This window comes from Spirosoma harenae (assembly GCF_054776975.1).
The window spans coordinates 1,073,305-1,086,290 of sequence record NZ_BAAHBD010000008.1; the positions used below are offsets into that span (position 1 = coordinate 1,073,305).

Sequence of the window (12,986 nt, forward strand, 5' to 3'; positions counted from 1 at the left end):
CTTGGTGATATCCACACAAGGTAAGCAGGGTGACTACAATCCAATTAACTCTCTGCAAGATTATTTCAACGGGTCGAATGCACCACCCCAGGTATTATTCTGAATCAGTTTAGGGTTGTTGTCGATGGCCGATTGCGGAATAGCGAAGAAGTAATATTCTGGCTTCCAGGCGATATCGTACTTCGTATCCAGTTGTTTGAAGGCTATTGTAAAGTAGTCAGTATATACCTGATCCAAGTTAAGATTATCGCGTGTGGTGGCGAAATCGGCAGGTACACCCGTGGTTTTCAGGTTAATGGTTACGCCCGTTCTCCGTTTGCCATTCAAGGTTTTCTCGATCAGTTTCCAGCGACGCAAATCCCAGAATCGTTTGCCTTCAAACGCAAACTCAATCTGACGCTCGTACAGAATGGCGTCGAATAATTCGGCACGGGTCATATTCGCTTTCAGACCGTACAGACCATCAGTGCCCGCTTCCAGACCTGCCCGTTTCCGAATGGCTTTCAGTTGAGTATAGGCTTCCTCTAATTTATTGATACCCACGGCGCTTTCAGCCAGATTCAGCATTACCTCGGCAAAGCGAATTTCGATCCAGTCGGTACCTGAATATTGCGCATCACCAGCCGACACGGATGGGTTAATGGCTTTACGGGTGTAGAATCCAGTATTTGTTGCTCTAGATTCGATCGTTTTGCCTCCTACAAAATAGGTCCAGAGTTTGTTGGCTGTATTGCCATTTAATGGCCAGGTTGCGCCATTATAGGCAATCGTTTTATCGAATCGAGGATCGCGATTTTTGTAGAACAGCTGATCCGTGTAGGTGTATTTTGTCGATTCACCAGGCTTTTTCCCATCCAGCATCGGGAAGGCTTTGACCATCTCCCACGATGGCTGGTTAGAACCGCCACCCGTTCCGGCATAGGATGGTCGGGTTCCGTTATCATACCCGTTATTTTTCTTCAACTGATCGCCCGTAGCCGTGTTATAGCCCGTAATGAATACAGCTTCAGGATTATTTACCTCCTGGAACCACAGTTGATCAAATGATGCGTGTAGCCCGTATCCGTTCGCGGTCAGCAGATCATATGCCTGTTTGTTTGCATCATAGGAAGTCTGCCATTTCGTTACGTCGTCGGTCGGATTAAACTGTGGACTAGCCGCATAGAGCAATGTCCGCCCTTTTAACGCAGCTGCTGTTCCTTTGGTAACCCGCCCCCAATCGCTCGACGTAGCCCAGCGACCGGGTACGGAAGCAATAGTAGAATCCAAGTCTTTAACAATCTGTGCAAAACTCTCGGCGGTACTGTTTCTGGGCAGAAATGCCGCCTGTTTGGCTTCAACCCCAACGGCCGCCAGCGGACTCAATACGAGCGGGACACCGCCATATATTCGAACGAGGTCGAAATAACGCCAGGCCCGGAAAAACTGAGCCTGCGCCCGGAGCTTGTTTTTTGTATACTGTGGAAGCGTGCCGTTTTTCACATCGTTCAGGAACGTATTGATGACCCGAATCTTACCATAATTATTGGTAGCATCGAGTTTCGTCCCAAAATCACCAATTTCATTGACCAGCAATGAACCCTGGAGGATTTTACTTTCCGCAAAAGATTCGTCCGACAACCCACTAATACCCGTTGGCTCTGGTCCCAGAGATCCGATTGGAGCAGGCAAATTCTGGTCGTAGATGTAATCGAGGTTCATCTGCGTGAGCGTTGAATCTTTAAAGATCAGATCTCCGCTCGTCGAACTAAGGTCGGTTTTATCGAGTACTTTCATACAACCTGACAAGGCCAGGGTTGAGCAGAAAGCAGCCAGGAATTTATAGGAGAGTTTCATTGTATCTGAAGATGTTATAAGCCAAGATTTAAGCCCAGTGAGTACGAACGAAGTACAGGATAAGTGTTATAGTTACCTGCATACGCCTTATAATCGTATGGATTGTACAGATTAAGTGGGTTGGTCGCAACGAGGTACAGACGAACCGTACTCAATCCAACTTTTCCGGCTAACCGATTTGGCAAGCCATACGAAATATTGAGGTTACGAACCGATGCCTGCGTTGAGCTTCTGTACCAGAATTCAGAATCGACCGTATAGATGTCTTTGTAATACGGGCTTGGATAGGCAGCATTCGGTGTTTCCGGGGTCCAGTGTTCTGCCCAGAACACTGGCCGGTTTGCCGTAGCGGTAGCCTGCGAACGAGCATCACCTTCCACCATTGCCTGTCCACCAAACGATCCACCAATTGTAGCGGCAATTGACAGATTACGGTACGAAGCACTGAAATTGAAGCCAAATCCATAGTGATTGCTGGCTTTCTTATTCAGATAATCCAGGTCGTCGGTCGTGATTTTACCATCGGGTGCTGTATAATTCCCTGAAGCGTCTTTCGGACCGCGTACATCCTGATAATATAACATACCCGGTTTTGGTGCAGCTCCAAAGAGTGTATAGCCTGGATTTTTTTCCAGATACGTATCCACGTCCTGCTGCGTTCTGAACATGCCCAGGTAATGATAACCCAGAACACCTACATCTGTCGAACGGCCGGTTGGGTCTAAATAAGTACCAATTTTACCTCTATCGACATCGACCAGAATTTGTTTGTTATCACTCCAGGTAAAGAATGTATTGACTTTGTACGACCAGTCGTTACCGATTTTATCGTTCCAGCCTAACGAAAGTTCCGTTCCAAAGCCATCGACACTGGCATAGTTTTCAGAAGGCAATGTCGCGCCAACCAGCAACGGCACCGACGAGGTTAAGGCCGTCAGCATGTTGTAGCGATGATCATAGAAACCATCAATGGTAACCGACAGACGATTTCTGAGGAACTGTGCGTCTAAACCGATGTTGTATTTAGTGTTATTATCCCAACGAGCCTGGCGGTTCGCCATCGCGTTGTTGGGCGATACGATCAGTGGACGATCAGAGTTTCCACCAAATACAGCGCCCTTACCAGTCTGGATTGAATAGCTGGTCAACCAGTTGTACGGTTTGGTGGCATCTCCACCCATAAAGCCCAGCGAACCACGTAATTTCAGATAATCAATTCCGCGAACATTATTCTTAAAGAACGGCTCTTCTGACATAACCCAGCCCAGAGAGAAGGATGGAAACAATCCCCAGCGATATTCAGGAGCGAAGTTGGTAGACGCATCGTACCGAATGGCGCTTTCAAACAAGTACTTGCCTGCGTAGCTATAGTTGATACGACCAGCGTACGACAGGAAGCCTGTTTCGGTTTCGGTCTCTGAGGTCGTCTGCGTACCGATTGCGTAACGCATATTATCCAGTCCGCCAATAATTACGCCCTCAGCCATAGCCGCTACATTATCTGTATGGGTTTCGGCCTGCTCGAAGAAAGCAATGGCTGAAACTGAATGCTTGCCAAACTGACGATCATAGTTCAGGTATCCATTGAACTGATACGTATCGATATAACTCGGGTTTATCCGGACGCGATCCCCATTGTTCAGAACGGTTGTTTTGATCACATCACCGCCGTAAATGTGCTTGTGATCGCCAAGCATCGAGAAGCTATATACATTGTATTTCGTACCATACTGTTTCCCAAAGCTGTTATCGAACGTGCGGCTATAAAGTACTCTGGCTTTCAGACCTTTGATTCCAGGAATTTCGTAATCAAGATTGGCGGTTACGTTCAGTCCGGTTGTTTTGGTCTGTGTATAGTTGTCGGAGTTCTGAACCTCAAAGAAGTTAAAGGCATCGATGGTATTCGTATTGCTTGAATTCGATAACAGAATCGGCAATCCGTTCACATAAGGTGGGTTGAATTGGGGTGTATATAGCAGACTTTTCATATCGTTCTCTGCATTTTCACCACCCTGCTTTAAGTAGTACATGCGTTTGTTACCAAGATAACTGCTCAACGACAGAGCGGCTTTTAAACCTCTGGTAATCTGCATATCAGCACTCGCCCGGAATGTCCATTTCCCCGTATTGATATTGTCGAAGTTTGCATTCTGGGCGTTATACGAAGCACCGGCAAAATAGGTAGCTTTATCGTTACCACCGCTCACGTTTAGAGCATGACGCTGAACCGTTGAGGGCTGCCAGGCCGTCTTCAACCAATTGTAATTATTGTTCTTAAAATAGGCCAGTTCATCAGGCGTATAAATCAGTGGATCAGAGGCCAATTTACCCGCTGCATAGTTCAGATCGTTGAGGTAAGTGGCCTGCTGTACGCCATTCATCATGGTCGGTAGGGTTGCATCGGAAATACCCGTAGATCCACTGTAGCTGAATTTTGGCGCTCCTGCTTTCCCCCGTTTCGTCTGTACGACAACGACGCCCTGGTTCGAACGAGCTCCATAAATGGCGGCTGCCGCATCTTTCAGAACCGAAATGTTCTCGACTTCCGATACGTCGATGGCGTTAAAATCATCAGCCGTGCGGATAACATTGTCGATAACATAAAGCGGTTGCAGCGTACCACCATCTTTCGATAGAATAATTGGGTTACGAACGGTAATCACCGCGTTGTCGCCCGGACGGCTGGTTCCCCCCGAAACGCCAACACCCGGTAATTGCCCGGTCAGTACGGCCGATAAATTGTTGACGGGCAAATCCTGTACGGCTTTCATATCCAGCGCAACAACGGCGCCCGTCAGGCTGGCTTTCTTTTGTACGCCATAACCGACAACAACAACTTCACCCAACGCAGCGGCATCTTCTTCCAGTTGGATCGTCAGATTTGTTCTACCGGCTACACCCACTTCCTGAGTTTTAAAGCCGATATAACTGAAAATCAGTGTCTCGTTGCCGGTCGGCAAGTTGAGCCGAAAGGTTCCTTTGATATCGGTTACCGAACCCGTTTTAGTCCCTTTAATCAGGACGTTTACACCCGGTAGTGGCTCACCTTTATGGTCTTTTACTACACCCGTGATATTTTCTAGCGGGGCATCGTTTTTCGGCGAGGTCAACGGAAAATAGGCTCCTGTTTTTTCAGCATAACCGAAATTTACAGTTAATCCGCCCAGAATCAGTACGCAAACCAGCTTGTAGGCGCTGGTTACGATTGTTTGTTTTTGCAATTGTAAAGCCAATTTCATGACTAACAAGTGAGTTAAAAGTTAAGGCAAAGCGTTAATTTATAGTTGAGTAAATACGTGTAAGCAGGGGTTACTTTTTGGTTTTCCCAGCTTCTCTGGCAATACGTTCTTCCCATTCTTTGCTGGCCTTTTTCATATCGATACCAGCCGCCGACAGGTAATTATTAATACGTCCCTTGTATTTGCCGAACATCGCGTGTTTTTTCTCCGATGTTCCTTCATCCATCGCCCGTTCCCGTGCTTCGGTCAGCCAGGCCATGATTTGACTTTTCTGTTCATCGGTCAAGTCGGGCAACATGGACTGATAGCCTTTAAACGTAATCGGTACTACGCCATAGGTCATCCCATCTTTCACCTGATCGATTTGTAACGGTGTTAAATCGCGACCAAGCGCAGCTAGATAATCTTTATGTAAAGCAGCTATTTTATTCGCGGTTTCGGCCTCGACAGCATCTTTCTGTACCTGCTCGGTTGCGTTGCTCAGGGCCGTTCTCTGGCTCTCGTGAATAGTGTTCAGATTCCGATATTGCTGAGCAATTGTTTCCTGAACGTGAGCCGTTACTTTCGAATCGGCCAAACTCAATGCAGTTACGATTTTAGCCGCTCGCTCATTCGCTACTTTCGCGTAAGCCGCTTCCTTTTCTTCTTTCGTTTGCTCTTGTGCAAAGGCAGAAACCAGGCTAATCAGGGCCAAAAACAGGCTAGGAAGGGAGTTTTGCACCGTACGTTTCATAATCGAAAAGGCTGTCAAAAGTGGTTTTTAGGGCGATTTCCCCTGATTCGTTGGTGACCATTTCGCTTAGGTAATAATCTTCAGTCGAAAGTCCTTAAAAGCAGACGAAAGCAGGAATAAACTATACTTTTCTATAATTCGATACAAAAATATAGTACATTTTAGGGCTTCAACTGCATTTTTTTACCAATTCATTATAGGAAATTATCATAGAGAAAATATGAATAATTTGGATTATTTCGTTTAGGTTTGTACACTTAATCAGGGTTTACGGTTTGCGGTTTAAGGTTTCAAGTTCCAAACTGCCCATCTAGCGGCTGGCCAACGAGCGTTTAAGAGCAATCGGTCTGGAGCTTGAAACTTGAAACATAAAACATGAAACTCGCAATAGCATTTTTGCCCGTCCTATGAAACCTTTATTTCGGAGAGTAACCGCCAACTCGGCTAGTTCTTATACCGTTCGGCACGATGTATTGCCTCATTTCAAAAACATCTGGCATTACCACCCTGAACTTGAATTACACTATATTATCAAGGGCGAGGGCGTCCGGTTTATTGGCGATAAAATCAGTAATTTCTCCCCTGGTGAGATTGTACTGGTCGGCGAAAATTTGCCACATACCTGGCGTAGTGGTGACGAATATTTTCAGAATGACCCGGATAAGCATATCGAAATCATCGTTATTCATTTTCTGCCGACTTGCCTGGGTGATTATTTATTGAAACTACCCGAAGCGTATCTATTGCCCCGGCTTTTTGAAAAGGCAAAAAGCGGTATGGTTATCAATGGGAAAGCCAATGCCAAACTGGTCGAACTGATGCACCGGGCTATCGAAGCCACGAATCTTGATAAAATCATGATTCTGCTTTCGATCCTTAAAACACTGGCGGAAACGGATGAATACGAGCCGATTGTGAATGGACAAGCCGTATTTTATCAGTCGAACGAGTCCGATACGTTACGTCTGAACAAGGTCTGCAATTACACGCTAACTAATTACAAACAGGATATTACACTGGAAGAAATTTCAGCGATCAGCAACCTGAGTGTTACGTCGTTCTGTCGCTATTTTAAATTAATGACCAACAAAACGTATTACGATTTTCTAATTGAAATACGAATTAGCCATGCCTGCCGGGCATTGATCGAAGATAAAATTCCGACGGAGGTTATTTGCTTTGATTGCGGCTTTAATAACGTCTCGAATTTTTACCGGCACTTCAAAAAAGTAACGGGTCTGACTCCACTGGAATACAAACGACAGTATCTAAAAAAAGGGCGAACCCTCGTTGCCTGAATCCGCTAAGACTCTTTCTAGTGATCACAGTGATGTCAGCTGCTTTTATCTGTCATCACAAAAAAAAGGGCTTATTTTGCGCAATAGCCCCTATTTATCAAGAGCATTTATGCCGAAAATTTTATTAGGTTCTCTTTTTTATTTCCTGATTGCAGTACAATCTATAGCGCAGCCTGCAAAACAATCGGGCGTTACAGCTACCTATCGAAATCCGGTTATTGCCGGTGATTTTGCTGATCCATCCATTATTCGCGTTGGCGATACGTATTACGCGGTGGGAACCTCGTCGGAGTGGGGACCAGCCTTTCCAATCTATACCTCAAAAGACCTGGTCAACTGGACGTATGTCGGACCCGTTTTCCAGAAAATCCCAGATTGGACAATGGGTAGCTTCTGGGCACCCGAACTAGTCTACCGACAAGGTACTTACTACCTTTATTACACCGCTCGCCGGAAGTCAGACAAACACTCATTTATCGGCGTAGCTACTTCCAAAGACATTCGCAGTGGATTTACCGATCATGGCCTGCTCATTGAGTGGACAAGTGAAGCAATTGATCCGTTTATTATTGAAGAAGGTGGTAAACCCTATATCACCTGGAAAGCGTACGGGCTCGACAAGGGAAAATCCATTGAAATTTTGGGTTCGGAATTGTCAGCAGATGGTCTAAAATTGATTGGTCAGCACTTTTCATTAATTAGCGCTGATCGCACAAATTGGGAAGCTGGTGGAGCCGAAGGGCAGGCCATTTTCAAACGGGGCAACTATTATTATATGACGTATTCAGGCAATACCTGTTGCGGACCAAAATGTAACTATCAGGTTGGCCTGGCCCGTGCCAAAACACTACGTGGCCCCTGGGAGAAATTCTCAGGCAATCCGGTACTAATTAGCGATGATACCTGGAAATGTCCTGGTCATGGCACCGTAGTGACCACGCCCGATAACCGATATGTTTATTTACATCATGCCTATAACGGAACCGATTTTACGTTTACGGGTCGGCAGGGAGTTTTGAGTGAGCTGGTTTGGAATGACAAAACCCAGTGGCCCACTTTTCGATATGGTGTCACAACGCCCGCACAAGCCGAATCGTTTGGCGGTGACCCACTGAAAAAAGAACCCGGACTAACGGCTCAATTTTCCAACTCAACCAATTCTATTCCCTGGGTTTGGGACGTAAGCCAGCCCGAACCACCGACCAAAATTCAGGATGGTCAGTTGCAAATCACCGACGTGGCGCCTAGCCCAACGGGGAGCTTTTTGGGTTTAGTCATCAAAAAAGGAACGTATATCTTTTCGACTGAAGTAACCCCGCAGCCAAACGTATTACAGAGCATTTGCTTGTATGGCGACGCCGACAATGCACTTGGTTTTGGCATATGCAATGACTCGCTTGAACTGTGGCAAGTGAAAGATGGTATCCGACAAGTCCTTAGCACACAACGTATCTCCGAAAAAACGGCGACAGTTACCTTGCAAGCGAAGAGTCACGTTGGTCAGTTTTATGAATTTAGTTGGCTGACGGCTGGCGGAAGCCCGCAAACAATCACAACACAGCCAATAAGTGGTTCATTTCTACCCCGTTGGGATCGAGCACCCCGCGTCGGCATTAGCGTGTCAGGTATACAGAATACGCATAGCCAGATACACTCGGTTTCGATAAAGTATCAGTAGGCTATTTATTCCCAAATCTTCGGCTTTTTGTTGGAGGCCTCAGCCTAGTGGGGATTATCCTACAAGGTCAAATTGAAGTGACGAATTTAATTGACATGTGGTAGTATACTTTTGGGAAAACCAGAATTCCGTTTGGTAAATTGTACTTATTGCTTCAGATTGTAGCGAATAAAAGGCAGTCGGCCTGTTCTAGTAGAATATAGAAATCGACACTAATCAACGGCTGTTGATAAACTGTAGATCATAAACAGAATCCAGCCCAGGCCGATTAGTAGAGCGATACCGGAGAGCCAACGCTTTTGCGGAAGCTCGGTATAGACATAGACAAGCAGGCTATAGACAACTAAAAGCGGTGCGGACAGGCCCAGACCAAAAATCATTAACAGCCACCCAAAGGCATTGGGAAACGGCTGGCCGTGCCGGAAATATTCCCAGACGATCGGAATCGTTAAGCCGACGAGGAGACTGACAAGACCTAAGAAGTTGCGACGCATGCGTGTAGAATAAATATGTAGAGAAGTCGTCGAGACGGTATAGGCCCAGACTGACGTACTCATTTAAATAGGACATTGGTGCGGAACCAATTCGTACAGGATAGACAACGGGTAACCAGTAATCTTTACTTCATCAAGAAACGTATAGAGAATCGCGTTAGAAATTATATCCCCAGATTGGCAAGGACCTTAATATGAATCGGATTTCTCTTCCATTTGCCATGAATTGCTTAGTTACCTGAGCTCGATTGATTTAGTAGAAGAAAGACAAATAGTAGCCAAAGCAGGCATCGCACACATAGGAAATCTGCCATAGATCAGGCGTTCAGTTGACAATACTAAACAAACCGTTTTTAGAAAGTAAGACACATCGAGTGGGAAAGCCATACAGGAGAACTATGAAACAAGAGTAACCGCACATTCATACAATAAAATAGAGCGTTCATGTATAAATAACCATTAATTGCTAATAAGATTATTAGTATATAAAATAAATACTGCAAAAAGGTATACTTTTGTGATGAACTAGTAGCTACAATGGCCATACTCACGACGAATCTTGAATCAGTATCTGTACTCGCTTACCAGTCAATTAGTGTTTTATAAAGGTATTTTGTTTGGGTTTGTTCTATTCATAGGCATAATCGAGGTTGTCTATATTGTCTGGAAGCGGACAACTGTAAACAAAGCTGAAATACGAACAACTGGTATCGGCTTACTTGTCTTGCTGTTTACGAATACGGCTAGTATTGTTTTATTTACAAACCTGAATATACTCGTACTATTTGACGAGATTAAGGGGTATCTGCCTTATTCCTATAGGCTGAGCTGGGCCTGGTGGGTAGCTGGATTGATCATCTATGAATTTTTTTACTGGCTTCACCATTACTTAGCCCATAAAGTGCGTCTCTTGTGGTGCTTACATGCTCCACATCACTCCCCCAATCACATGAATTTATTTGTAGGCTTTAATCATTCCGTACTGGAAAGTCTATTAATCAGACCGGTATTTGTCAATTTTTTTCCATTAGTACTGGGCATTAATCCTGTAATACTTATCGTGTGCAACATACTAGATACCGTGTGGGGATGTCTGTTACACATAAGCGCAGACACATTCAATAAAAAACTTGGCCCATTTGAGTATTTTTTTCAGACACCAGATCATCACCGGGTTCATCATTCATCAGAGCCAAGATATATAGATAAAAATTTTTGCTCAATAACTCTTCTATGGGATTATGTCTTTGGAACTCATAAAGTTTCTGAGCAATCCGGAGTAACGAAATTTGGTGTCACCAGACAGGTTGATACCTCCAGCTTTTGGGATGTACACTTTGGAGAAATAAAACTATTGTGGAACGATATTGTGCGGGCGCCTACAGTCAAATTGAAAGTATTGCATCTGATTATGCCTCCTGGTTGGCATTACAGGCATACACAGTAAATGGCGAACCTATTTGCATCAGGTAATAAGCATAAATCGTACTTGTATGATAAGAATGTTAAAGAAAACAATTACACGTAGACGAATCAAAACGATTACCTTATTAATAGAATTACATGATAAACTATTTTTATATCCCACCTTACGGAAAATATACAAGGCAATATGCCCGCTACCTCAATTTATTATTGATGTTGGTGCCAATAAAGGCCATAGTGTTGATTTCTTTTTATCACTGAATCCTGCTTGTGAGATAATCGCGTTTGAACCTATTCCTTATTTATACACTAAATTAGTTAACAAATACTCCCATTTGACCAATGTAAAAATTTACAAACTCGGCGTTTCGAACTTTAGTGGAAGTAAGCTGTTTTACGAAAATAACTTGATGAGTACATCCACGTTCGAGAAAATAAATTATTCGTCCCTTTACACGGCGCAAAAAGCTAATTTACTAGGTATTAAAACCACCGATTTAATTTCAAAAAGCTACGAAGTTAGTGTCGTTAGTCTTAGTGATTTTCTTAAAACTGTCTCGCTGAAAAGAACAATCGATATTATAAAAATCGATGTAGAAGGCCACGAATACAGCTGTTTATCAGGCTTGTTTTCAGATCAGGACAGTCTATTCAGCATAAAATGCCTACAACTTGAAAATCATTTTAATGATCAATACCAAAATCAGGCGACGATAAAACAAATAATTGCCCTGTTGAAAAAGCAGGGTTTTAGTGGCTATACAAAGCTGCCTTATTTTTTTGGTGAATTTAATGAATACATCTTTTATAAGTAAGTCAATTCAATACATAAATAGAAATTACCAAATCATAGATCGATTCTGTTACGTTACTAACCGTCAGAAGGTATTCTTAACCAGAATTTATGGCTGCAAAAATACAGAAACTGACACTAACGTATTAACGAGTAGTTTGTATGAACATTCCAAATATCTTATTTTATGCTATACCATTTTCTGTTGCTGCAATTGTTATTGAGTGGTTGGTATTCTTTTTAATCAGGAAACAGACTTTTGATGTAAAAAACTCGATTAATTCTGTAATCTTGGGAACAATCAAAATTGGTATTAGTTTGCTAACAAAGTCAGGGAGCGTTGGTCTGTTTTTATTAATTTATGAAGAATATAGATTATTCGATTGGGAGCCAACAATGTTTGTATGGTTTTTGGCTTTTATAGCGACTGATTTCAGCTATTATTGGTTTCATCGCATTTCGCATAAAGTACGATGGTTTTGGGCATCCCATGTTACCCACCACTCGTCGCAGGAATTTAATCTATTGGTAGGTATACGACATGGTTGGACGTCAAATTTTACAGGGGGCCTGCTTTTTTATAGCTGGCTACCGTTTCTGGGGATGCCCCCGATACTGGTTTTTACGACGATGCAGCTGAATTTTTTATATACCTATTGTGTCCATACGGAATTGGTCCGAAAACTTTGGCTGCCGATTGAATATATTTTTGTTACCCCATCGCATCACCGGGTTCATCACGCATCGGACGAAGTTTACCTGGATGCCAATTTTGGAGAAGTACTCATTGTCTGGGATCGACTGTTCGGCACATTTGTCGAAGAAGGACGGCAACCAACCTACGGCTTAATGAACCCGGTGTCGGCAGATAATCCCATTAGCTTAGCCTTTCATGAATGGGTAGCAATTGGCCGGGATATTCGCAAAGCAAACTCGTATAAACAAGTGCTGAAATACCTATTTGCCCCACCTGGATGGACATCCGGGTCACAGTCTAAACGAGACGACTAAATCCATTTTTACCGTACAATGAAGGACTGCTTTTTCTGTAATATCACCTCTAGACAGGAAATTACTGAAATTATCATGGAGACGACAAATTTTTATGTGATGCTGAATGAACATAAATTGGCGAGAGCTGGCGCTATTTGCATGGTTTGTACAAAGCAGCACATCCCCTATATCTATGATCTTGAAAAACCGTTAAGTGATGAACTGATGAATCTGGTAATAAAAACAGCTAATTTACTACGCTATACCTACCAGGCGAAGGGGATCAGAATTTGGTTAAAAAATGGTAAATCAGCTGGCCAAACGATCGAACATCTGCACTTCCACGTGATGCCTTCAAATTCTTCACTCGATTTTCCATGGCTACTCCTGAAATTTACATGAACTGTGTTAAAAGTCAAGCCATTGAGCGTAAAATAGGTTGATAATTCGGATTGAAATCTTCTTTAAACTTGACCACCGCAAATGCTTGGCGAAGT

Annotated in this window: 10 protein-coding genes; 6 read left to right on the forward strand and 4 right to left on the reverse strand. The window is 43.7% G+C overall.

Annotated elements, in window-relative coordinates; all coding sequences use genetic code 11:
• Window positions 1-60 precede the first annotated feature (60 nt).
• From ACYVE4_RS12840 to ACYVE4_RS12850, 3 genes are all read right to left on the reverse strand, one after another.
• A complete protein-coding gene (locus ACYVE4_RS12840; RefSeq protein WP_461040348.1) occupies window positions 61-1,836 on the reverse strand; it encodes a RagB/SusD family nutrient uptake outer membrane protein in 1,776 nt (591 codons plus the stop codon).
• Window positions 1,837-1,850: 14 nt separating this feature from the next.
• The gene (locus tag ACYVE4_RS12845; protein WP_461040350.1) at window positions 1,851-5,075 is read right to left on the reverse strand and encodes a SusC/RagA family TonB-linked outer membrane protein; all 3,225 of its coding nucleotides are present in this window, start codon (window positions 5,073-5,075) and stop codon (window positions 1,851-1,853) included.
• A gap of 70 nt (window positions 5,076-5,145) precedes the next feature.
• Window positions 5,146-5,808, reverse strand: coding sequence for a DUF3826 domain-containing protein (locus ACYVE4_RS12850; RefSeq protein WP_461040352.1), 663 nt, complete (start codon window positions 5,806-5,808; stop codon window positions 5,146-5,148).
• Between the two features lie 407 nt (window positions 5,809-6,215).
• Between ACYVE4_RS12850 and ACYVE4_RS12855 the strand changes: the two genes are divergently transcribed.
• Together ACYVE4_RS12855 and ACYVE4_RS12860 are read left to right on the forward strand one after the other, a co-directional pair.
• Window positions 6,216-7,106: an AraC family transcriptional regulator gene (locus tag ACYVE4_RS12855; protein WP_461040354.1), complete on the forward strand. Its 891-nt coding sequence runs from the start codon at window positions 6,216-6,218 to the stop codon at window positions 7,104-7,106.
• 109 nt (window positions 7,107-7,215) lie between these two features.
• Window positions 7,216-8,784, forward strand: a complete 1,569-nt coding sequence (locus tag ACYVE4_RS12860) for a glycoside hydrolase family 43 protein (RefSeq protein ID WP_461040355.1) — start codon at window positions 7,216-7,218, stop codon at window positions 8,782-8,784.
• A 212-nt stretch (window positions 8,785-8,996) separates the two neighbouring features.
• Here the strand turns inward: ACYVE4_RS12860 and ACYVE4_RS12865 are convergent, their stop codons facing one another.
• Window positions 8,997-9,341: a hypothetical protein gene (locus tag ACYVE4_RS12865; protein WP_461040357.1), complete on the reverse strand. Its 345-nt coding sequence runs from the start codon at window positions 9,339-9,341 to the stop codon at window positions 8,997-8,999.
• A gap of 496 nt (window positions 9,342-9,837) precedes the next feature.
• Here ACYVE4_RS12865 and ACYVE4_RS12870 point away from each other — a divergent pair, with 496 nt between their 5' ends.
• The 4 genes from ACYVE4_RS12870 to ACYVE4_RS12885 all read left to right on the forward strand — a co-directional run bounded on the left by ACYVE4_RS12870 (window position 9,838) and on the right by ACYVE4_RS12885 (window position 12,891).
• Window positions 9,838-10,725 (forward strand): sterol desaturase family protein, encoded by an 888-nt coding sequence (locus ACYVE4_RS12870; protein ID WP_461040358.1) that lies wholly within the window; start codon window positions 9,838-9,840, stop codon window positions 10,723-10,725.
• Window positions 10,726-10,771: 46 nt separating this feature from the next.
• Window positions 10,772-11,518, forward strand: coding sequence for an FkbM family methyltransferase (locus ACYVE4_RS12875; protein WP_461040360.1), 747 nt, complete (start codon window positions 10,772-10,774; stop codon window positions 11,516-11,518).
• Between the two features lie 374 nt (window positions 11,519-11,892).
• A complete protein-coding gene (locus ACYVE4_RS12880) occupies window positions 11,893-12,507 on the forward strand; it encodes a sterol desaturase family protein (RefSeq protein WP_461040361.1) in 615 nt (204 codons plus the stop codon).
• Between the two features lie 18 nt (window positions 12,508-12,525).
• Window positions 12,526-12,891 carry an HIT family protein gene (locus ACYVE4_RS12885; protein ID WP_461040363.1) on the forward strand — a complete coding sequence of 122 codons (366 nt, stop codon included), beginning with the start codon at window positions 12,526-12,528 and terminating at the stop codon, window positions 12,889-12,891.
• The last annotated feature ends 95 nt before the right edge of the window (window positions 12,892-12,986 follow it).